Source organism: Thermopirellula anaerolimosa (assembly GCF_054657335.1).
The window spans coordinates 504,274-525,680 of sequence record NZ_BAAHYX010000006.1 but is presented as its reverse complement, the minus strand read 5'-3'; the positions used below and the strand labels follow the sequence as shown (position 1 = coordinate 525,680).

The window sequence follows — 21,407 nt, the reverse complement described above, 5'->3', positions numbered from 1 at the left end:
TCCAACCATACGTCGGCACACGATTCAGCGATTCATTGCGGTCACTCCGCGGAAAGCCCCGCCGATTCCAGGGCCTTCTTCGCAATCGCTGCGGTAACCGGGAAATAGCCGTCCTTCACGACCTCGGCTTGTCCTTGCTTGCTGAAGACGAACCGGATGAATTCGGCACGCAAGGGATCGAGTTGCGTCCCCGGTTTGTAGTTGACGTACAGGTACAGGAACCTGGACAAGGGGTAGTCGCCCGTATAGGCATGCGAGGGGTCCGCCGGCACCATAGGAGAATTGGCGTCCAACGCCAAATCGATGGCCCGGACGTCGGCGGTCTTGTAGCCGATTCCGCTATAGCCGATGGCGTAACGGTCGCTAGCTACCCCCTGTACGACCGAAGAACTGCCCGGTTGCTCCTTGACCTCATCCTTGAAATCGCCGTTAAACAAGGCGTGTTCTTTGAAGTAACCGTAAGTGCCGGAGGCCGAATTACGCCCGTAGAGACTTATCGGCCGCGACGCCCAGACGCCGGTCAGCCCCACCTGCCCCCAGGTACGAATGTCCGTGGGGAAACCACCTTTGCGAGTCTTGGAGAAGATCGCGTCCACCTGAGGCAGGGTCAGGCCTCGAATCGGGTTATCTTTGTGAACATAGACCGCCAGCATATCCAAAGAGGTGGGCAAAGCCGTGGGTTTGTAACCGAACTTCGCCTCAAATTGGTCAATTTCGGCCGACTTCATGGCCCGGCTCATCGGACCAAACTGGGAAGTTCCGGCAATCAGGGCTGGCGGCGCGGTCGAGGAGCCCTTGCCCTCGATCTCGATCTGGACGTTCGGATAGAATTTCCGGAAGCCCTCCGCCCAGAGCGTCATCAGGTTATTCATCGTGTCGGAACCGACGCTTTTGATGTTGCCCGACACGCCCTGCCGCGGCTTGTAATCAGGAAGCGCGGGATCGACCGAGACCTGGCCCAAGCCCAACCCGGCCGAGACGAACGTCAGCATCAGCGACGCCAAAATCGGCCTCAAGATTCCACCACATCGACTGCTCATCTCTCGACGTCTCCTCTGAAAGAACCACCGGCAACTCGACACGCGGCCTAAAACCGCGAGCCTGGGCGACCTGTCCGAGCCCCCCTAAACTACCGCCTATTTTAGGAGACGTTTGTTAGGATTTCGTTAAAGAATTGTTAAAGTTCCGTTAAAGAAAAAGCCATTTATGGGGTGTATCATATACCTCTAAAGAGTCATTTAGTGTAGCTGTAAATCCCTCATTCGATCGACGAACTCTGGGTGCGTTTCGTCATAAAATTCGAATTAATCATATGTTATGCCTCAACCGTCACGGCGACGCAACTTTTCATCGGATTCGCTGGACACCCCCGCCGATAGGCTAGTATTCTGGTGTACACATATGACCGTCTCGTGAAGCCTATTGAAGCCCGGCAACATTTGGTGAGCCAAGAAACAGCGATAGGCGCCCTTTGTCCGAATTATTCCTGCGATGCCGGGCAAATAGGCCGTCGCCTGAGGGGGGCATCACGCGGCAACGCCCCAGGCTTTGCCGCGACCGACTAAGTTCGTTTCGCGGGAAGCCTTTCGATTTTTTTGCTGATGGGGTACACTGTAGGTTTCCAATCGGAAACCGTTTAAGGCACTGCGTGCAGCGTGGCGTTTCGGGTTTAGAGTAACCAATAGGGCAACTGATCGGGTGAGAGACAATGACAAAACCGCACCGACAAATCAAGAAGGCGAATCATGGGAAGCGACCGGCCAACGCCAAGGCGCGTCGAAAGAAGCGTTGGGTGGTCAAGACTTGAGCCTGAGCCTCATTTGAGTTTGGGCTTGCGGCATCGGCGCACTCGGCCTTGAGGTCTTGCACCGTCCGATCGCGGCGAGATCGTCGCACCGGGAGGGAACCCACCACGTGAAGAACGGATGCGCAATCCGTTTTCGCAAGGAGTCTTGTGACGTGGCGAAGAAGCAGTTCATTTTGGACCCCGCTCGAATCGACACCGAAACGATTGTCGCGGACATCGACCAGATTCGCCAATACAATCCGCAACGGTTCGAAATGGAGCAACTTACCGCCGTCTGCTACGAGGACCCGGAGCAGGCGGTCTGCGTAGGTTTTAAGGACCTCCGCGAGGATGAGTTTTGGGTGAACGGTCACTTCCCTGGAATGCCCTTGATGCCGGGGGTCTTGATGTGCGAGGCCGCCGCCCAATTGGCGAGCTACTACACCCTGAAACACCGCTTGATGAACGCGCCGATGGTCGGGTTCGGGGGGTTTCAAGACGTCCGATTTCGCGGGATCGTCCGACCGGGCGATCGTTTCGTGATCGTGGTCCGATTGCTGCGGGCCCGGGCGACCATGATGACGTGCGAATTCCAGTGTTTTGTTAAGCAGTCGCTGGTGTGCGAAGGCATCATGCTCGGCATTCCCTTGACGCCGGAAAAAATCCTGGCTGGAGATGAGGGTCAGGCCGCGAATTCTTAACGGCCTAATCGATTTCTGATTCGCCTCGCCGATCGCCATATCACGCCCGACCGGACAAAACACGGCTGCCCCTCGATGAGTGCCGTCGGTCGCAAACAACATTCGGACTCGTCTGCTTTCAGCACAAGCCAGGTCGCGGAAACGACATGGGTCGTCCCATCTTGAGAAAAATCGATCCGTCCCTGGATCTAAGTCGCGCTTTCCACGCACTGGATTCCCTGCCGCGACCGTGGAAGCCCGAAACGCTTTTCGGGCGAACGGCCCCGCTCGAAGTAGAGGTGGGCAGCGGCAAAGGCATGTTTCTACGCAAGGCCGCCGCCGGGACGCCCCACGTCGATTTCCTGGGCACCGAAATCGCCCTAAAATACGCGAAATACGCTGCGGCCGGATTGGCCAAAGCGGGCCTGACCAATGCCGCCGTGATCCACGGCGATGCCCTGAGGTTCTTCGCGGAATGGTTGCCCGACCAATCCGTGCATGCGGTTCACGTCTACTTTCCCGACCCGTGGTGGAAGAAGCGACACCGTAAGCGGCGTGTGATGCGGCAAAGTCTGGTCCGGGATATCTTTCGCGTGCTCGTTCGCGACGGTCGTTTGCATTTTTGGACGGACGTTGCGGAGTATTTTTACGAATCGCTTGCCATCATCGCGGACTGTGTGTGCTTGGAGGGCCCACTGCCGGTTCCGGAGAAACCGGCGGAGAACGACATGGACTTTCGCACGCACTTTGAAAGGCGCGTCCGTTTGCAAGGCGGAATCGTCTATCGCTCCGAATTCCGGAAACCGTAACGTGGGGCATCATGGCGACCGGTACGCCGCCAATCAAGCCGCCCGTTTCGCGATGTCATGGTCGGTCCAGTCGTATACGTACCCGGCCCGCGTCTTGCCCATCCGGCGAACGACTCCGCATTGATGCAGACAGTACGCGATCCGCTGGGCGATCCAATGCGGGACACCCAAGACATCTGCCAGGTCGCGGGATAAGAACGGGGCTTCCGGCCGGTGGGGGAGCAACCGCAGCAGATCGCGACCTCGTTGAAGCTCGATGCATTCGCGGAGGGCAACAAGACGCTGGTCCGTTACGCGATACCCGCGTCGTCCCCAGCGATGATGGGGGCCCGGATGTCGCATCTCTTCGATTTCGACCAAGGCGACGTGAATCCGCAAACGGGGATGAGGAAACACACGACAAAAGTGAATAAGGTCTTGAAAGAACTCCCATCCTTGACCGCGTTTGGGACTGCGCCGTCGCGACAAGACGGCGCCCGAGGGCTTCCGAAGACGGACGATTTGTTTCGCGACGACGATGGGCTTCACGATGAGAACGTCGTGAGCCTGCAACAGGTGCGAGACTTTCGGCCGTAACAGCGCCAACGGGCCGAGTTGAATCTCCACCAACCGGTTGGGCAAAACGACGTCGATGCGATAGTGCTCGACGCGATCTTCGAAGCGAGCTTTTGGCCCGGCGTAGAGTTCCTTCAACTGGCGATGGAGGGAAAATTCCATGATTCCCGTGTTACTTTGATGCCGCCTCTACCGCCTCAGATGTTCTAATCTCGAATTCGCTCGCCCGCCTCATCGCTTTTCGTGATGGGATCGAGGCCCGGGAAACCGATCCAACGGCGATCACGATACCGCCACGCTCAAGCCCCCCCGCCGCGAATACTCATTTGGGAGGATCGATTCCGAAATCGCGAATCGAAAAGAGACTGGAAAAGGGAATTCCAAGCTTCGCGAATGCCTCGGCGCCCCCCTCCATTCGATCGACGACGGCGGCCACGCGGATGACTTTCAACCCAAATGCTTCCACCCGGCTGATGGCTTCCAGCGAAGAACCGCCGGTGGTCACTACGTCCTCGACGATGACGACTTTTTCGCCCGGCTGAACCGGGCCTTCGATGTACTTATTGGTACCGTGTCCCTTCGGTTGCTTACGAACCAAGAAACCCCGAATCGGCGTTCCACGGACGGCGGACATCGTAATGACCGCGGAGGTAATGGGGTCTGCGCCGACGGACATCCCTCCCACGGCGTCCGGCATCTCGGTTTCGCCGAAGAGGTCTAGCAATCCCTCGCCGATCAGACGCGCGCCTTCGGCGTCCAAGGTGACCTGTTTGCCGTCGAGATAGTACGTGGAGATTTTGCCCGATGCCAAGGTGAATTGGCCGAAACGCAATGCACGCTGAAGAATCAACTGTCTCAAGGCGTCGCGGTCGTACACAGGCACGCACCTTTGAAAACGATCCAACAAAGAAATCACCAAGAGGCCAAGAACACGGGGATGACCGGCAAAGCGCCGGCGGTAAAAGATTCATTGTGTCGCAAACGGCCCCAAAGCAAAAGCGATCCCACCGGGAGCCCAACATCACTCTGCCGCGCAACAAGTCGTTTGGTTCGGCGGTCGGGGAGTTATGGAATAATCGCGACCTCGGAGCCGATCGAGAGAATATCGTAAACGTCCCGGATGTCCTTTTCGGAGAGGATAAAGGCCCCCGGCGGTTTCGATTGTTGCGACAGGTCGGCGCGACCGGGACCGTGGATGCCGAGACGCCCCCCCAATCCAATCCACAAGTGGCCCAGCGGATTGGCGGCATAACCGGGCGACGCAACCCCGGTGGGCGTGTAGTAGCTAGGATCCTCGATCTTTTCGCAGACGCGGTAGACGCCGGGGGTCGCCGTAGCGTCCGCGCCCAAGGTCACGGGAAACCGACCGGCGTAGCGGTTTTGCACAAAAAGCACCAGTTCGCCGCGAGATAGATAGAGCCTCGCCTGGAAAGGACCGCGAATCACCTTCAGCGATTGCCCGGGAACAAGCTGCTCCGGTTGCGAAATACCGTTGATTTTCGCCAAAAGCCGCCACGGTACCGCGTACCGCTCCGCGATTTGTCCCAAAGTTTCACCCGACGCAACGATATGCGGCGGATCCAAGATGGATTGCGGGGAATACACGACGGTGCCGGCCACCTGGTCCAGCAGGTCCGTCAATTGTGCGTCTTCCTCGCGCGTGAGCCGCCCGTCCGCAAACCAAACCGAAAGCACCTCATGCACCGTGGCAAATTCCCCCTGGTCGAGCTTTTGCCGTGCCGTTTCCAAGAATTCCGCGAACTCTTTTCTCACTTCGCCGTCGGAAGTCGGCGCTTGGGCATTTTGCGGTCCCGCGGTGGGTTCCGGGAAAGCGGAAGAGTTCGATGAGCGGAAAGGTAAAGTGCCCGCTTGCTGCGGCATCGGTTCGCCCGACGCATTACCCTGCGATAGCCCTTGAGCCGCGACGGATGCCGAATCCATGGGCGCGAAACGTCCCACTTGATCCCGGGGTTGAGCGGCGACAAAATCGGAGCCACTTCCCGCGCTTTCCGCTCGCCCGGACATCCCCGGGGACCCGGCTATGGCGGCGGGAGGAACCGCCGGCTCGGATGCCGACGAGTCGCCCATATTCCGATAACCTTGGCCCGCAAGCTCCATCGGCACCTGAGGAACGGCGATATCCAAATTACCGCCCTTCGACCAATCCGAGGACTCTTCCGCGGGTTCCGGGGCCTTGGGCGGCTTAGTCACCGCCTGATAACCGAGATAGCCCACCACGAGCAGGACGGCGAGAACGGCTATGGTTTTGACCGTCTCCATGTTCGTCCTCCTTGACGAAATGACAAAGAGTCGGCGCTAAATGGGCGCATCGCTATCGGACCGCAGCCTACCGACCGGCATGATAGCAGAACCTACGATTCCGGCAAAGACCGGAATGTACCTCCATTGGAGGGGGCAAGCATCCGTTCTTTCTTTCGAAGAATACGTGGGGTGAGTCATCTTCGTTTACCGTTGCGCCGCCATGACGGGGTGTCACGCTCACCTGCCAACATTCAATTCTTCCTCCGTCTCGCGAAAAAACGCATTTGGCCTCGGCGGATTTTGACGTTTTCCCAGCGCCAGGCGATAATGCTCCAAGTGTGGGCGGCGTCTTCTTACCGACAGAGAAACAGTCATGAAAATCACGTGCCCCAATTGTGAGACGGAAGTGCCCGTCGAAGATGTAGACCTTTCGACCGGTTGGGCCCGCTGCCGCGAATGCAACGAGTTGTTTCAAGTCCCGGAAATCGCCCATCGAGGGGACGGGAAATCTCCCCTGGCAGCATCAATGCCCATCTCCGACGGACCGATCGAACGACCGGCGGACGCTCGGATTCTGATTGAGCGGAGACCGGACAAGCTTTTCATTTACGTCCCTGCGATGGGATTCAGGTGGGCTTTGGTTCCCGTCATGGGTTTTGCCATATTCTGGCTCGGTTTCATCGCGTTCTGGACGATTGGAGCCTTAGGACTTTTAGGCGGGATGAAGGACAACACGATCGGAATCGAGAACATCCTGTTTGCTTGTTTTTCTATTCCTTTTTGGCTGGTGGGCTTCGCCATGCTGGGCGGATGCCTCTGGGCCATGACGGCGTCGCGACTGGTGTACTTGGACGCCGCGACGCTGATGACTCGTATCAAAGCGTTGTTTTTCTCTTGGCGTTGGAGTCTTTCGCGCGACCAGGTTCAAACGGTCCGGCTGCGAACGGGACCGACTTCGCGGGAGGAGGATTCCGCGGACATAAACACGGCTCTCACGCCGCACGTCGTGGAAATCGTGTACAAGAATGGTAAACTGCCGATTTATTGTGCCGCCGCAGACGAACAGAGATGGGTCTACGGTGAAATCCGAGCCTTCCTGGACTCCGTGCCGTATCGCCCCGGCGCAGAGTCGCCCATGTGGCAAGAGGAAACCGACCAATTTCGGCCACTGAGTCGAGACGTGGACTTCGACCGTGACCGATTCACAACCTAGCCCCAGGTGCCGGCAGGGTCGATCTCGGATCGGGTATCCCAAGAGTCCCACCTGCTTTCCGCCCCAGCAAGCGCACGCCATCATGCGCGATTCCGTTTAGGGAACGACCTACCGTCAACCACCGGAAGACCGATCGCAATAAGCCGGCCTGTAACATGGAATGAAAGGTTTACACCATGAGCGGTCCATCAAATTCATCATCCGAAAAATCCCTTCCCAAAGGCGTGCGGTCGACAATAACCGACCGTCATTTCAAGAGATCGGCTCTTGTCTCGCGCCTGCTCATGTGCCTCACGGTCGTCTTACTCGTACAATCCGGACCGATCGCGCATGGGCAAGAAGCTGCGGCGAATTCCTCTTGGAAGCGGCATCAGCAACGCCTCCGGGAAACGCCGGGCCTGGTGTGGCTTTACTCGTTCGAGAATTTCTCGCCGCAAGATCGGGCGACTCCGAGTTTGGGCGGAAATCGCGACCTCCTGCAATTTGCAGGCCCCAATGCGCCCGCCTTGGTTAACGGAAGAGACGCCGGGGCCAAGGCCGTGTCACTGGACGCCGCGCCGATGCGCACCGCCGCCCTGCCCGCCGACAAAGGCTTTACCGTAGAAGTCGTCTTTCGCAAGTTGGGGCAGGGAAAGGAACTGGGCAACGGACGCACGAACGGCGCCGTCTTCGCCCAAGGCAACGGCTACTGGGATGGTTTCCGCCTTTGGTGCGACTATCCCGACATGCGAATCCACTTTGAGATCGGTCGTCCGCAGCCTCAAAACGCGATCAGCATTACCGGCGTCGTACCCATTCCCGACGCGGCGTGGAACCACATTGCCGCAGTCTGGGACACGCGTGAAATGCGACTCTATTGGAACGGGATTTTGATCGCGGCCCGCGCCTACGAAGGCCCTTATACTGTTCCCAAAAGCCCCGACTTTACCCTCGGTTACGCCGATGCCGGAATAGGCTCTCTGCAAATGGAAGTGGACGAATTGGCGGCTTTCGCCCGACCACTCGCACCGGCGGAGATTCTTGCCCACGCCTTGCGGGAACCTGTGCCGTCGGCATCGTTGGCGGAGATGCTGGCCAAGGCGACCGATGCCGGGGCACGCGGCGACTGGCACACGATGCGTCAAGAGTATCGAACTGCCGCAGAAACTGCGCCGAACGCCCCCTGGTCCGCCGGAGCCAAGTTCGGCGAGGCTATGGCAGCACGCTTGCAAGGACGCCTGCCGGAGGCGTGTGCGGAGTTCGTGGCCCTCATGCAGGATCCGCAGACGCCGACGCTTTTGCGCGACGGCGCGGCCCGAATGATCGTGGTCCAGATGAAGAATATCCACTGGGCATGCGCCCCGCTGGAGGTGTATCGCTCTCTCCTTTCGCAGAAAGCTTGGAGCGACGAGGATCGGCAGACATTGTTGGCTTCAGCCGGAGAAGCCGCTTTTCTCGAGGGCGAGACGGCGGCGGCGGAAGATTACTACCGGCAATTAGCCGCCTTCAAGACCGAGAAGGGGCTGCCGACATGGGAAGTTCGCTTGCAGCTTGCGCATTGCAGCAGGGCCGCCGGCGACTGGAATACCGCGCGTGCCCGTTATCGCGAAATCGCGGACGATCCGAGTGCTCCTCGAGAATTACGGAGCCTGGCGCTTCTGGGTTGGGCATCGACCTACGAGCAGGCAGGGGATTACATCGCCGCCAAACAGTCCTACGAGGCCCTTGCCGGAGACGATCGGCTGATTCCCATCCATCGTTGGGAGGCTCGGGAAGCGGCGGTCGCGGCGGATCGCGTGGCACGCGGGTTGCCGCCTCGCGATCCTCTGGAGCACCGTACGCGAATTACGCTCCCTCAACCGACGACCCGGCTTTACGTCGCCCCCAACGGCGACGATGCCTCGCCCGGCACCGCGGACCGACCCTTTGCCACTCTGGAGGGAGCGCGCGATGCCGTTCGACGCTTGAAAACGGCGTCGGGGCTGCCGCCGGGAGGAATCGCCGTCGTCATTCGCGGCGGTATCTACCCGCGCACAAAGGTCTGGGAATTGGAAGATCAAGATTCGGGAGAAGATGGTCGGCCGGTCATCTATCAGGCGGCCGAGGGCGAGAAGCCCGTGTTTACCGGCGGCGTCGTGCTCCGCGGATTTTCGCCGGTCCAAGACCCCAAGATTTTGGATCGCCTACCGAAAAACGCCCGCGACAAAGTCGTGCAACTTGATATGGCGGCGGCGGGCGTTAAGGATTTGGGGGCAATTCGGCAGCGGGGGTTCGCTCTGGCCGGCTATCCGGCCAACCCCTGGGTCGATCTCTACATCGACGATGCACCCGGCACCCTGGCACGTTGGCCGAACGACGGATTCGTGCGGACCCGAGGTTTCTCCACGCCGCTTGGCGACGCCGGTCGCGACTCGCCCGCCGAGTTCCAAATCGACCCTGAACCGGCGGCTTGGTCGGCGGATGATCTTTGGCTGTTCGGCTACTGGCGGTACCTCTGGGCCGGTCGCATGATTCGCGTGGACCGGATCGACCCGCAAACCCGGCGTCTGACAACCGCCATGCCCTCCAACTACGGATTCGCGGAAGGCATGCCTTATTACTTCTTCAACGCCCTCGAGGCGATTGATTCGCCGGGTGAATGGTATCTCGATCGCAAGACCGGGATACTGTACCTGTATCCGCCCGTCGACCTGTCGCAAGCCCAAGTCAAGTTTCCCGTGCTTTCCGAGTCGTTCGTTCACATGCGAAATACCAGCCATGTGGTCTTGCGCGGCCTGACCTTCGAATGCGGTCGTGCTGAGGGCGTGGTTGTCGAAGGCGGCAAGAACGTGCTGGTCGCCGGTTGCACCTTGGCCCGCCTGGGCACGAACGGCGCCGTCCTCATCAACGGTACCGGGCACGGCTTGCTGGGATGCGACCTCCAAACACTCGGCGCCGGTGGGGTGATTGCCCGCGGCGGCGACATTGCCACGCTGACTCCCGGCGGACTTTTTGTGGAAAACTGCCACGTTCAAGAGTTCACCCGCGTCGATCGTAATTACGCGCCGGCGGTCAACATGGACGGCGTGGGCAACCTGATCCGTCACAATCTCTTCCATGATTCGCCGCACCACGGGATCCGCTTGGGAGGCTTCGATCATTTGGTGGAATTGAATGAGGTCCACAGCGTCGTGTACGAATCGGACGATCAGTCGGGCATCGACATGTTCGGCGATCCGGTCATCCGTGGAAACGTGCTCCGATACAACTTCTGGCACCATATCGGAAGTGGGCAAAACGTGGCAGGCCAGGCGGGCATACGTCTCGACGACATGATCAGCGGCGTCTGGATCTACGGCAACGTGTTCTATCGAGCAGCGGGCGGTCATTTCGGCGGCCTACAAATCCACGGCGGCAAGGACAACATCGCCGACAACAACCTTTTCATCGCATGCAAGCAAGCCGTAAGCTTCTCACAATGGGGAGAGAGTCGCTGGCAGGAACGGGTCGCCGCGTGGCTGGAGGCAGCCAAGAAACGGGGGCTTGACGTTGGTCGGCCACCCTTCTCCGAACGATTTCCCGAATTAGGTGATTTGGCGAGCAATCCCGATCGCAATTTCCTCTTCCGCAATCTGGTCATCAGTTGCGGCGATTTCGCCGTTCGCGATCGCGGCGTCAACGTCTATTGGGATAACCACGCCTACAGCGGCGACGTTGGCTTCGTGTCGCCTAAAACTCAGCAATTCGGATTGCGCAGCGACTCGCCCATTTTCGGGCGTTTCGTCTTTCGCCCCATCCCCTTCGAAGAAATCGGACTGTACCAGGACGAATTCCGGGCATCCTGGCCCGTACATCACCAAGTTTCGCCCAAGTACGTTCGGGAACCGTAAACCCGAAATCTTGCCACCTGATTGAGAGGGCTTCGTCATGCCACATTTCGGAAGGATGCATCGTCGCGATTTTCTGGCCGCCTCGGCGGCGACCGCGGCCGGTTTAACGATTGGCGGATCGAACCGCATGCGCTCACCCCTCGCAAGCGCGATCGAAGATGGCTTCCCCGCATTCCGAGTCCCGCGTTGGCGGGGCTTCAATCTGCTAGATTTCTTTCAGGCATTTTGGCGGCCCACCGAAAACGGACGCCCCAAAATCGAGGCCGTGCCCGAGGAAGACTGCATCTGGATCGCGGAGTTGGGGTTCGACTTCGTCCGCTTGCCCATGGATTATTGGCTCTGGATCGACAGCGACTGGCCGACGACGAAGAAGCTCAAGCCGGAGGACGTTTTCAATATCCGAGAAAGTACGCTCGATCTGATCGATCAATCGGTGGAACGCTGTCGCAAGCACGGTCTGCACATTCAACTGAACTTCCACCGTGCACCCGGTTACTGCATCAATGACCCCGAACGGGAACCCTTTGTGCTGTGGAAGGACGAACGTGCTCAGCAAGCGTTCGTCGCGCATTGGGAGATGTTCGCGAAGCGTTACCGCGGCATTCCCAACGAGGTATTGAGCTTCAATCTGGTCAACGAAGCCCCCGGACCGCGCGAAGGATACATGACCGCGGACGACTATTGTCGAATCATGAAACGTGCCGTGGACGCCATTCGCGCCATCAGCCCCGACCGCCTGATCTTCGCCGACGGTTTGAGCGTCGGGACCCGTGTGGCCGAGTGCCTGATCCCGACGGGGATCGCACAAAGCGTTCATGCCTACCATCCGGCCCAGATCAGCCATTACCGGGCATCGTGGGTGGATAAGAATTCCAGTTTTCCCACGCCGACGTGGCCCCTGCGCAACCCGGACGGATCCGTCCGCATCGGCCGAGAACAAATGGAGCAGTATTTTGCCCCGTGGGGAGAACTTCGCCGAAAGGGCATCGGGGTGCATTGCGGTGAGACGGGTTGCTTCAACAAGACGCCCCACCAGGTCTTCTTGGCTTGGATGGAGGACGTCCTCGACATCCTCAAGAGCCACGACATCGGATTTGCCCTGTGGAACTTCCGCGGTTCCTTCGGAGTGTTGGACTCGGGACGCACCGACATCCAATATGAGGATTGGCGGGGGCACCAATTGGACCGCCGCTTGTTGGATTTGCTCCAACGCTATTGAACCGCCGGGCGACCCTTCGGACGACCGAACCGCTTCAAATACAACCACGAGGCAGCGGCTAGTATCAGAATCGCCAGGCTGACCACTTGAGAGATGGTCAGTCCGCAGTAAGCTCCCGGTTCGTCGTTGCGAATGATCTCGATCGCGAACCGAGAGATGGGATACAGCCCCATGAGCAAGGTAAACAGTTCGCCGTCGCGTTTCTGAAAAGGCTCGAAGGCCAGCAGCACGAATAGCAGAATAATCGCGTTCAACGAACTGTAAAGCTGCGTGGGGTGCAAAGGCTCGCCACGCGCCGGTAGAGGCGACGCGTCGGACCAACGTAGCGTTTGCCCGTCCTGCGTCCTCAACGTCAATCGGACCGGCAGACCGTCCCTCGCGGCGTCCGTCACCGCTTGCAGCAGCAACCGGACGCCTGCTCGCTTGGCATCCGATGAAGACTCCGCCTTGCCGGCCTGCGAACAACACGCACAACCGGGGGCCAATACCCGCGGTTCCGCTGCCGCGTTGACGGACGCAATAGCGCGACCATTGACGGCCAGAAGGTGCATGCCGGGCCGAACGCCGGATTTCTCGGCGGCAGATCCGGGCAAAACCGAGCGAATCACGGGCGGCCCCTGCGGCGCATCGGGATCCGTTCCCAACTTGACTCCGGCGATGTAAAGATCGCCGTGCTCCAACTGGTGCTCGTAGGCGGGCGATGCGGGCGGGAAACGCACCGCCCAAGGCAAGTCGCACGCTCCACCGAAACAACAACCATTGAGAAAACATCCGAGGCGTCCTATCGCCAAGCCCAAAGCCAGGCTGGGCGAGATGAGGTCCAGGGTTGCCCAGAAAGGAAAGCCGTACCGCAGGATGAAAGCGACCCCGCCGATTAGCCCGCCGATCAAGGAACCGTACACGACCAGTCCGCCCGCCGAGATATTGATCACGGCGGCCAATGCCGCCGGCAGCCCTTGTTGTCGCAGCACGGGACCGTAGTGAATGGGCCAATACTCAATCACGTGGAACAGCCTGGCCCCAACGATGCCGGGCAAAATGATCCAAAACGCGAGGTTGATCACTACGTTGGGATCCAGGCCTCGTCGCTTGGCGCGATGCATGGCCAGCGAAAGGGCCGCCGCCACCGCCAAAAGGAGCATGGTCCCATAACCTCGGATAGGCAAGCCGTAGGCCGGTCCCCCATCGGCCGCGCGAGTCCCTGGAATCTCCACCATCACGTTCGGCAGAACGAAGCAAACCAACGCCCCCAGCACGGCCAGCGTGACGAGCGTTCCCGCGGCGTCCGCATTCCATCCGGCGCGTCGGACTTGCAAAATCATTACGATCAGGCTTGCGATTGCCCAAATCACGAACAGCAAGCCGAATCCGAAGAGCGGAATCCCCCCCAACTTCTCCGGGATGTAGATCAAGGTTTGCCACATGGCTGAAGTTTCTCGATTCAATCGTTCGCGGGCGACGTAGCCGAAACCTCGGGCGGCATCAACCGAAGATTGTCAATCAGACGGACTCCCCCAATGCGGACGGCCAGCAAGGCCTGCACGGGAGTCGTCACGGTAGAGACCGGTTCCAATGTGTTCGGATCGACGATCGCGGCATAGTCGATAACCGCGTCCGAGGCCGCGGCGATCGTTTTCCGCATTGCCGCAATGAGGTTGTCGGCCGATCTCTCGCCGGACGCCGCACACTCCGCTGCGTGAAAGAGACTTTGCGACAAGACTCGTGCTTGTTCACGGTGTTTGGGGGAGAGATACGCGTTTCGGGAACTCATCGCCAATCCGTCCGGTTCGCGGACGGTCGGGCACGCCACAATAGCGATCGGCAGATTGAAATCCTCGGTCATGCGGCGGATGACCAGCAGTTGCTGATAGTCCTTTTCTCCGAAGTACGCCCGATCGGGCCCAACCATACAGAACAGCTTCAACACCACCGTCGCCACGCCGCGAAAGTGACCAGGTCGAAACTCTCCCTCCCAACGCTCGGCGATTTTTCCCGGTTGCACCCACGTATCGAAACCTTCCGGATACATCTCTCCATCGGTCGGCGCAAACACCCAATCGACACCCAGTTGGGACAGATATCGTGTATCCGATTCCAAATCACGCGGATATCGGTCGAAGTCCTCTCCCCGTCCGAACTGAGTGGGATTGACATAGATCGAAACCACGACGACATCGCATTCGGAGCGAGCGGCGCGGACCAAACTCAGGTGCCCCTCGTGCAAGGCTCCCATCGTCGGCACAAAGCCGATAATTCGCCCGGACTGACGAAGCCCCTTAAGAGCTACCCGCAATTCGTGGCTTTGGCTCACGATACGGGGCGATGTTGGTTCCGTGGACATGCCATCCCTCCGCACCCGGTTCCCTGACGAAAAAGCGCATTCTAGTTATCTTGATGACTCTCGCATAGATTGACGTCTCGCCGCAACCGCCGGTTCTCGGCAAGACGCACGTGCGATTCCCCTCTTCGCCGATGCATCAGCCAAGGGCGGATTGCAGGCTCCCCTCCACGATGCCCGCAATCTCCGCGACGACCGATTGCGGTTTTTGAGATTCCACAAAAACCATGGGCACCTTTCCCCGACAAGAGTCGATTTCGTCGCGCACGCACGCGATGGTCCGCTCCGATTCGGCGTCCCTCGCGACGCCGCCAACGGGGTTTTCGCCATGAGACGCCGGAGATTCCTTCGGAAATCTCCACGCGGAGGATATCCGGGGAAGGTATTGCAGAGCGGTCGGTCCGAGCACGACCAGGCGGGGCAGGGTCCCCTCGGCCGAAGATTGGGTCGAACCGCCCGGCGATGAGAGTCGCGACCGAAGGAATTGCCAAGTCCCCGTCAGTAACACCGACGGCGACCCGCGACCGGACATGTCGTGTAACCTTGATGCCAACTCACACATCCGTACGTTATTAGCAGAGGAACAGGCGGCGGCGTCCTCAGTCGTGCCCAGATGCTCCGCCGCCGCAGGCCATTTTTTCTCGCGAAATCTTGCGCGGAGCATGGCGACACACTCCGCCGCAATTTGAATCGTTGCTTTCTCGCAGGCCTCGAGAACCCCTTGCGGAGCATCGCAACGGAATGCGCCGTTCTCGCTGGGAGGCGAATCGCCCGCAAATGCCCAAAAACCGAGAGGCGCCAATGCAATCCAGGGCGGTACTGCGCGAAGATGGGAAAGAATTGCCGCCAACGTCATCCCGCAAACGGGATGAAAGTGATCAGGAGCTATCTCCACGGAAGGCTCCAGAGCGAAAAACCGTCCCGCCAGGCGGGGGTGCGGTATGGTGAGATTCGCAGACCGCACGATCAAGTCGTCGTAGAGGAGGATATCGAGATCGACGGTCCGTGCCCCCCAACGTTCCGTCCTTTGGCGACCGAGCAGGACTTCCGTTTCCTGAAGCACCCGCAGTATCTCAATCGGCGTCAGACGGCTATGCAGTACGGCAGCGGTGTTCAGAAACGGAAGCTGAGAAACATCCCCCCCCGCTGCCGGATATTCTCGGAAACGGCTGACTTTCGCGACGGTTATCGAAGCCTGGGCGGAGATCATATCCAAGGCTCGCGACAGCGTCGCATGCCGATCTCCAAGATTACTCCCCAAGCCGATGAGAACCGTCGCCATTTTCGTTCCTCAGTCACGCTTCCTCGTTCGGGGCCCAGGAGGAAAGACGCCGAACATTTCCGTTGGCAGACTCCTTGGCCGCGCAAATCAAAATGCCATCGTCGCCGGATTCCCGTGAGGCCGCAAACGGGATCCGCTTCGGAAAACCCGAGAATCCCTTATTATGAGGAGAATCAACGCCTCGCGAAACGCTCAGCGTCCTCGTCGCGGTCGCAGGGAGAGCATGAGTTCAAGGGTTTCGCTTCGCGGATCGCACACATCCAACGGTTAGCCATTCGCCTTTTGCTCGCTGTTTCCTAATAATGGGAACGGGCCGAAGTTGCCGATGCCTCAAGCGTCCGCGGGTCGAGGAGGGGCTTGAAAAGCCACACTTGTTCGAAATAGCAATTCGTTCACAGCGTGTGAATTCGATGGAGGAGTTTTGAAATGCGTTACGTTGCCATGTCGCTCGTGTTAGTTGCAATTATTCACTTGATGGGTTGTTCTCGTCCGACTGATGCCCCTGCCGGGCCGGCATCGGAACAACCGCCGGCGCCTTCTTCGGACAGCGACACTGCCTCACCGCCGGGAGCGACAACCGCCCAACCCAGTGCACCCGTCGCCCAAGTTCGGGTTGTCGATGAGAACCAGTTTCAAGCCGTGCTGGACGAGTTGAAAGGGAAAGTGGTGTTGATCGATTTCTGGGGCACCTGGTGTGCCCCCTGTTTGGAATTGCTGCCGCACACGCTGGAGGCGGCGGACAAGTACGGCCCTCAAGGTTTGGTTGTGGTCGCCGTCGCGATCGACGATCCGGATGACGTCAACGGAGTCGAGGAAAAGCTGGCGCAAAGGGGCGGCTATGTCATCCCGCTCTTGTCCAAGTACGGCGTCAGTTCAGAGTCGGTCGAAAAGTTCGGAATATCCGACGGCGCTTTGCCCCACCTGAAACTCCTCGATCGCAGCGGCAAAATCGTCGAGACTTTCGGCGTTGGCGGCAGTCGTCCGGATCCCGAAAACATTGACGCCGCCATCGAACGTACCTTGGCTTCATCCCCGGCGACGAGTTGAATCGGATCACCATAGGACGAAAGCCACATCCCGTTTCACGCTGACGCGACCGAAGAAACGCGACGGATTTGTCGCCGAACCCGCTTTTTGTCGAAGCGGCACGATCACGGCGAGTGAGTGGAGGCGGTTCGTCCCGCACGGCCTTGCCTGTCCCATTCAGTCGCCGCTATGGTGAGGGAAGATGGCAAGCCGGAACGTGGCGATTCTGCTTCATGAATCGCTCCGGTCGCGAAAAGAGTGCGCCAAGAGAATCGATCGGGAATCTCTCCATGGTTGACGGTTCCGAGCAGTTGACCGTACCGAAATTCGTCCGGCTAAAGAATTCCGGACGCAAGATCGTAATGCTCACGGCGTACGATTATCCGTCCGCCGCCATCGTCGATCGAGCAGGAGCGGACGGCGTTCTGGTGGGCGACAGCTTGGGAATGGTGGTCCAGGGCAAAAACACCACCTTGCCCGTCACGATCGATCAGATGATCTACCACGCCGAGATAGTTTCCCTCGCCGTGCGGCGGGCTGTGGTCGTCGTGGATATGCCATTCTTGACCTTCCAATTGGGCGCGGCCCGCGCGATCGAGAATGCCGGACGCATCCTGAAAGAGACCGCCGCGCAGGCCGTCAAGCTTGAAGGCGGAAAAGAGCAGGCGGAATTGATCGCGGCGCTCACCGATGCCGGCATTCCCGTCATGGCCCATCTCGGCCTGCGACCGCAAAGCGTACGCATCTTGGGCGGATACCGGGTGGAGCGCGATCGGGAACGACTCCTGGTCGACGCGGAGGCAGTCCAGGCGGCGGGCGCCTTCGCCGTAGTCCTTGAATGCGTGCCCGCCGACGTCGCCGGCGAATTGACGCGGCGGTTAACCATCCCCACGATTGGGATCGGAGCAGGCAACGAAACCGACGGACAGATTTTGGTCTATCACGATTTGCTGGGTTATTCGCCGGAGGAACGCATTCCCAAGCACTCCCGCAGGTACGCCGACCTCCGCTCCATCATTACGGACGCCGTCCGGCGCTACGCCGACGATGTTCAAACGGGCCGTTTCCCCGGACCGGAGAACTCGTTTTCCTGATGAGCCGCGGTATCGGCGTCCATGTCTCATGCACGGCAAAATGCGGCAAGCCGTGACGGCAATTTCGTCGGCCGTTTGAATTGATAGTCCACGGTCGGGGGCCCGGCATTGCCTGGACGGCGAGTTCGGCAAGCATGGCCACTTTAGCCAGACCAAAAGGTTTTCCACGCAGACGGAACCGCATATTTCGGAACCGGCAGGGCTTGGGCCTTGACGTGTTCGACCTCACTCCCGATCGAGAACGCCGCAGTCGCTCGGTCACCTCAGTGATGTCGCTAGACCGAGTACCGTTCTCACGCCAAGACGGCAGACCCTTCGGCATGTCTCCCGCCTCGACCGGGAGTCTATTGCTGCTCGCGGTTTGGCAGGCGGCGCACCGTCCACAATTCGTAAGGGGCGAAGTCGTGCGTCAGCACGGCCTGTGCTGCATCGAGGATCTCTCCCGAAACGGTATTCTCATACGTGCCCTCAGGTAACCGAACGACTACGCCGGGTTTGACTCGGCAATCGGTGTTCACCAGGGCGAAGTACGTGCCGTAGTCGGCGGCCTCGATGCGGCGCACCACGATGGCGGCGTCGGAAGCAAGTCCCGAAACAACTTCGCTCGGCAATGCCGGAAGCGATAAGAACGCCTGATTGAAGGCACGAACATGTTCGGGAAAACCCCGGGCCAGCGAGTTGCCTGTTAGGTAGCCGATGAACCATGGGTCCCCGTTCGCCACGGCGAGTGCCTCGGCGGCCATGCAAAATGGGCCTGCATGTTCGATGTCGGCGACAAAATAATCGAGTTTCGGCTTGTCCTGCGCATCGAACATCATGTCCTCATTCAGGGGATAGTGCCGGACGATCGCCAGTCCGCCGGGTCCCCGAAAACGAGCCAACGTTGGCGGCGAGAGCACGGTATAGAAACGATTGAAGGCGTAGGTCATCAAGACGCCTTCCGTGGTGGCATATCGCTCCGGGTCGGGTGCCGGGTGCGCATGGTGCCACTCCCAACCGCCCCAATTCAAAGGCGGCGAGAGGAGAGCGTCCAAGTACAGACCCCGCTCGACGACTTCCGATAGCGCGAGCACCCGCCACTTCTTGTCCTGACGATGAGGCGGCGTTTGCAACAACGATTCCCACGTCGCCGGATCATCCGTGACAAGGGTCTTGTCCCAAGTCGGGAACGACGCCCCCGATTCCGCAAGCAATGACGTGTATAGGACCACGGCGTCCGGTCGCGCTCCATTTGCGCGAATGTAGTCTCGCACCCGAATCAAGAACTCGCGCCGTTTCTCGAACCACCAATCGTAATATCGCCCTAACAACGCGGCGTCGCTCCGCAAATGTTCGCGCGTCGGTACCGCATCCTGCTTCGTTTCTTCCGCGAATCGGCGGAGCGTCGCATCGGCGAAGCTGATGGGCAGTTGGCCCCGCGATCGTAACCACACCCCGACAAAGGGGGCTTTACTCGAGGGTCCGGCCACGGTCAATTCCAGCATCTTGCGGAAATCTTCCCACGTGTCGGGGTCGGTAACGTCGGCGTTGGCGTTCTCAACCCAAGAGATGTGAGTGTAGGCGTCATCGCGAGCCAGAGGCTTCGCCCGACGCTGGTAGCCCAGTCCTTGATCTCCCCGACTGCCCGCGTACTCGTAGTAGGGTAAAACCTCCATTCCCGCTTGCCCCATCATTTCCACGACTCGCTCCCAAATGTCTTTGTGGAAATCATTGAAATGCACCCAGCGATTCCCGCCGTAGGGACTGGGATCCCACCCCTGACACGCGCCGAATTCGAGCAAATCCTTGCAATAGGTGGGAATGCCCAGGAACTTCATCGTGGCAAGCTTGAAGCGATACCAATCCAAGGGATCGCGAAGCCCTCGCTTTTCCTCGTTTCGTGAGGCGATCACTCCATCCGCCATTTCTTCGCGCCAAAACACGTGCCGCCGCGGTAACGGGTCGGGCGGAAAGCGAATCGGACACGCCAACTGCTCTTCGTCCGGCACCTCGAAAAGGCGTATTGCGGCCACGGCGGCGCCTTTGGACATGGGAATGTTCGGAGCCGAAAACTGGCCGACAACCACCGTGAAACCATCCTCCGGGACCAGAGGTCGCTCGGCCTCTCCGCGCGGGATACCCAACTCGGGAAAGCGGTCGTGCAACCGAAACAGCATCTTCCACCGGCGGTATTCTCCCGACAGCGGTAGCCGCACCGATTCCGGCAGGGAGTCGACGTACTTGGCGTGCAAAGCGTCCGGAAGCGTGGAACCCGTGTGAAAACCGAGCCGCGTCTCGCATCCCCCGTTGATTACGACCCAATGTCTCGGCGCATCCTCGGGATAATCGATCACCAGCAGATAAGTCGCACCGGGCCGCAACAGTTTGTATCGACCGATACGATACGCGATGTATCCGGCCTGGTCGGGCAGCGGACGCAAAACCCGACAGGGTCGCCCAAGGATTTCTCGTACCTCCGAAACGCCGGGCGGATCTTCGCGAAAACCATGCGTCGCCGGATCAGCCGAACAATCGATCTCATCGACCAAAGACAACTCTCCGAATGGCGGACCGAGATTGACCTTCGGGCGTCGGCGCGCCTCCTCCTCGGCGGCCTTCAGCGCCGCCTCCCGTTCTAGCGCCGCTCGACGCCTCGCCTCTAAATCGGCCAATCCCGCCGGCGTGTATTCATCGACGGCAATCTCGGCGATGTTGGCCGCGCCGTCCAATCGCGACAGCCTCAGGTAACGGCAGGCCCTGTCCAGCGGCACGGCGACCCAACTTTGAAAGCGGTCCGTGGAAACGACTGCGACCTCCCGCCAGTTTCCGGGCTCCCCCACCTCCAAACGCAACCTGCCGACGTTGAAAGTGTCGAAGAACCACAACTTCGCGACGGTCCGCTCGCTGCCCAAGTCGATCACCACCGAATGGGGAAGACTCTGCTCCTGCCGATAGTCGAAGTCCCAGCCTTTCTCAGGCTTGCCGGTTGGGGGATTGCCGACCAGGGCCTGCTCGTCCGCCAGACTTGCGACGTTGCCCGAGAATGGCGTCTCCCCCCGCAGCATATCCGGATTGACCTGTACCCGCCGCGTGAGCGGAGCACTTTGGACATTCGTTATTGCCGGAATCTCGGCACCGCAAGCCGAGAGAATCATGATTACCGTCACAATCGGGAAGAGAACGACTATCCCCCTCTCCTCCCATCCGGTCGCCAAAAGCCGTGAGAAACTTTTCATCGTTCAACGTCCTTTCCCGAAAACGTCCGCCGCTGCAACGCTCTGAGTTCACCACAGTTTAACGCCGGAAAGGATGATCC

General features: G+C 59.5%; 16 protein-coding genes. 8 read left to right on the top strand and 8 right to left on the bottom strand.

Annotation, left to right across the window (positions count from 1 at the left end; all coding sequences use genetic code 11):
• Positions 1–41: 41 nt before the first annotated feature.
• Entirely contained in the window at positions 42–1,040 is a 999-nt protein-coding gene (locus ACYQ6J_RS08140) for a PstS family phosphate ABC transporter substrate-binding protein (protein WP_460183686.1), read from the bottom strand.
• Between the two features lie 668 nt (positions 1,041–1,708).
• Here ACYQ6J_RS08140 and ACYQ6J_RS08135 point away from each other — a divergent pair.
• The 3 genes from ACYQ6J_RS08135 (at position 1,709) to trmB (ending at position 3,275) form a co-directional block, all read left to right on the top strand.
• Positions 1,709–1,807 carry a 50S ribosomal protein bL37 gene (locus ACYQ6J_RS08135; RefSeq protein ID WP_460183685.1) on the top strand — a complete coding sequence of 33 codons (99 nt, stop codon included), beginning with the start codon at positions 1,709–1,711 and terminating at the stop codon, positions 1,805–1,807.
• 152 nt (positions 1,808–1,959) lie between these two features.
• The gene (locus ACYQ6J_RS08130) at positions 1,960–2,487 is read left to right on the top strand and encodes a 3-hydroxyacyl-ACP dehydratase FabZ family protein (RefSeq protein WP_460183684.1); all 528 of its coding nucleotides are present in this window, start codon (positions 1,960–1,962) and stop codon (positions 2,485–2,487) included.
• A 146-nt stretch (positions 2,488–2,633) separates the two neighbouring features.
• On the top strand, positions 2,634–3,275 hold the full coding sequence (gene trmB, locus ACYQ6J_RS08125; RefSeq protein ID WP_460183683.1) for a tRNA (guanosine(46)-N7)-methyltransferase TrmB: 642 nt from the start codon (positions 2,634–2,636) through the stop codon (positions 3,273–3,275).
• Positions 3,276–3,308: 33 nt separating this feature from the next.
• Here the strand turns inward: trmB and ACYQ6J_RS08120 are convergent, their stop codons facing one another.
• From ACYQ6J_RS08120 to ACYQ6J_RS08110, 3 genes are all read right to left on the bottom strand, one after another.
• Positions 3,309–3,992: a DUF8091 domain-containing protein gene (locus tag ACYQ6J_RS08120; RefSeq protein WP_460183682.1), complete on the bottom strand. Its 684-nt coding sequence runs from the start codon at positions 3,990–3,992 to the stop codon at positions 3,309–3,311.
• A gap of 160 nt (positions 3,993–4,152) precedes the next feature.
• Positions 4,153–4,713: an orotate phosphoribosyltransferase gene (gene pyrE / locus ACYQ6J_RS08115; RefSeq protein ID WP_460183681.1), complete on the bottom strand. Its 561-nt coding sequence runs from the start codon at positions 4,711–4,713 to the stop codon at positions 4,153–4,155.
• 182 nt (positions 4,714–4,895) lie between these two features.
• Positions 4,896–6,110, bottom strand: a complete 1,215-nt coding sequence (locus ACYQ6J_RS08110; RefSeq protein WP_460183680.1) for a LysM peptidoglycan-binding domain-containing protein — start codon at positions 6,108–6,110, stop codon at positions 4,896–4,898.
• Between the two features lie 355 nt (positions 6,111–6,465).
• Between ACYQ6J_RS08110 and ACYQ6J_RS08105 the strand changes: the two genes are divergently transcribed.
• The 3 genes from ACYQ6J_RS08105 (at position 6,466) to ACYQ6J_RS08095 (ending at position 12,372) form a co-directional block, all read left to right on the top strand.
• Positions 6,466–7,305, top strand: coding sequence for a zinc ribbon domain-containing protein (locus tag ACYQ6J_RS08105; protein ID WP_460183679.1), 840 nt, complete (start codon positions 6,466–6,468; stop codon positions 7,303–7,305).
• Positions 7,306–7,589: 284 nt separating this feature from the next.
• The gene (locus ACYQ6J_RS08100; protein WP_460183678.1) at positions 7,590–11,153 is read left to right on the top strand and encodes a right-handed parallel beta-helix repeat-containing protein; all 3,564 of its coding nucleotides are present in this window, start codon (positions 7,590–7,592) and stop codon (positions 11,151–11,153) included.
• Between the two features lie 37 nt (positions 11,154–11,190).
• Positions 11,191–12,372: a glycoside hydrolase family 5 protein gene (locus tag ACYQ6J_RS08095; protein ID WP_460183677.1), complete on the top strand. Its 1,182-nt coding sequence runs from the start codon at positions 11,191–11,193 to the stop codon at positions 12,370–12,372.
• Here the strand turns inward: ACYQ6J_RS08095 and ACYQ6J_RS08090 are convergent.
• The 3 genes from ACYQ6J_RS08090 to folK form a co-directional block, all read right to left on the bottom strand.
• Positions 12,366–13,796, bottom strand: a complete 1,431-nt coding sequence (locus ACYQ6J_RS08090) for a prolipoprotein diacylglyceryl transferase family protein (RefSeq protein ID WP_460183676.1) — start codon at positions 13,794–13,796, stop codon at positions 12,366–12,368. The two genes, ACYQ6J_RS08095 and ACYQ6J_RS08090, sit on opposite strands and share 7 nt — an antisense overlap.
• A gap of 17 nt (positions 13,797–13,813) precedes the next feature.
• Entirely contained in the window at positions 13,814–14,713 is a 900-nt protein-coding gene (panC, locus tag ACYQ6J_RS08085) for a pantoate--beta-alanine ligase (protein ID WP_460183675.1), read from the bottom strand.
• A 136-nt stretch (positions 14,714–14,849) separates the two neighbouring features.
• Entirely contained in the window at positions 14,850–15,992 is a 1,143-nt protein-coding gene (folK, locus tag ACYQ6J_RS08080; protein WP_460183674.1) for a 2-amino-4-hydroxy-6-hydroxymethyldihydropteridine diphosphokinase, read from the bottom strand.
• 426 nt (positions 15,993–16,418) lie between these two features.
• Between folK and ACYQ6J_RS08075 the strand changes: the two genes are divergently transcribed.
• Together ACYQ6J_RS08075 and panB are read left to right on the top strand one after the other, a co-directional pair.
• Positions 16,419–17,039 carry a TlpA family protein disulfide reductase gene (locus ACYQ6J_RS08075; protein WP_460183673.1) on the top strand — a complete coding sequence of 207 codons (621 nt, stop codon included), beginning with the start codon at positions 16,419–16,421 and terminating at the stop codon, positions 17,037–17,039.
• Positions 17,040–17,308: 269 nt separating this feature from the next.
• The gene (gene panB / locus ACYQ6J_RS08070) at positions 17,309–18,112 is read left to right on the top strand and encodes a 3-methyl-2-oxobutanoate hydroxymethyltransferase (protein WP_460183672.1); all 804 of its coding nucleotides are present in this window, start codon (positions 17,309–17,311) and stop codon (positions 18,110–18,112) included.
• A gap of 344 nt (positions 18,113–18,456) precedes the next feature.
• Here panB and ACYQ6J_RS08065 read toward each other — a convergent pair whose 3' ends face one another.
• A complete protein-coding gene (locus ACYQ6J_RS08065) occupies positions 18,457–21,327 on the bottom strand; it encodes a hypothetical protein (protein ID WP_460183671.1) in 2,871 nt (956 codons plus the stop codon).
• Between the last annotated feature and the right edge of the window lie 80 nt (positions 21,328–21,407).

What these genes read in the sequence shown, in the direction of transcription:
- ACYQ6J_RS08120 (WP_460183682.1), bottom strand. Translation starts at nt 3,992, where the DNA reads ATGGAATTTTCCCTCCATCGCCAGTTGAAGGAACTCTACGCCGGGCCA.
- folK (WP_460183674.1), bottom strand. Translation starts at nt 15,992, where the DNA reads ATGGCGACGGTTCTCATCGGCTTGGGGAGTAATCTTGGAGATCGGCAT.
- panB (WP_460183672.1), top strand. Translation starts at nt 17,309, where the DNA reads ATGGTTGACGGTTCCGAGCAGTTGACCGTACCGAAATTCGTCCGGCTA.
- ACYQ6J_RS08140 (WP_460183686.1), bottom strand. Translation starts at nt 1,040, where the DNA reads ATGAGCAGTCGATGTGGTGGAATCTTGAGGCCGATTTTGGCGTCGCTG.
- trmB (WP_460183683.1), top strand. Translation starts at nt 2,634, where the DNA reads ATGGGTCGTCCCATCTTGAGAAAAATCGATCCGTCCCTGGATCTAAGT.
- ACYQ6J_RS08110 (WP_460183680.1), bottom strand. Translation starts at nt 6,110, where the DNA reads ATGGAGACGGTCAAAACCATAGCCGTTCTCGCCGTCCTGCTCGTGGTG.
- ACYQ6J_RS08090 (WP_460183676.1), bottom strand. Translation starts at nt 13,796, where the DNA reads ATGTGGCAAACCTTGATCTACATCCCGGAGAAGTTGGGGGGGATTCCG.
- ACYQ6J_RS08100 (WP_460183678.1), top strand. Translation starts at nt 7,590, where the DNA reads ATGTGCCTCACGGTCGTCTTACTCGTACAATCCGGACCGATCGCGCAT.
- ACYQ6J_RS08135 (WP_460183685.1), top strand. Translation starts at nt 1,709, where the DNA reads ATGACAAAACCGCACCGACAAATCAAGAAGGCGAATCATGGGAAGCGA.
- ACYQ6J_RS08075 (WP_460183673.1), top strand. Translation starts at nt 16,419, where the DNA reads ATGCGTTACGTTGCCATGTCGCTCGTGTTAGTTGCAATTATTCACTTG.
- panC (WP_460183675.1), bottom strand. Translation starts at nt 14,713, where the DNA reads ATGTCCACGGAACCAACATCGCCCCGTATCGTGAGCCAAAGCCACGAA.
- ACYQ6J_RS08105 (WP_460183679.1), top strand. Translation starts at nt 6,466, where the DNA reads ATGAAAATCACGTGCCCCAATTGTGAGACGGAAGTGCCCGTCGAAGAT.
- ACYQ6J_RS08065 (WP_460183671.1), bottom strand. Translation starts at nt 21,327, where the DNA reads ATGAAAAGTTTCTCACGGCTTTTGGCGACCGGATGGGAGGAGAGGGGG.
- ACYQ6J_RS08095 (WP_460183677.1), top strand. Translation starts at nt 11,191, where the DNA reads ATGCCACATTTCGGAAGGATGCATCGTCGCGATTTTCTGGCCGCCTCG.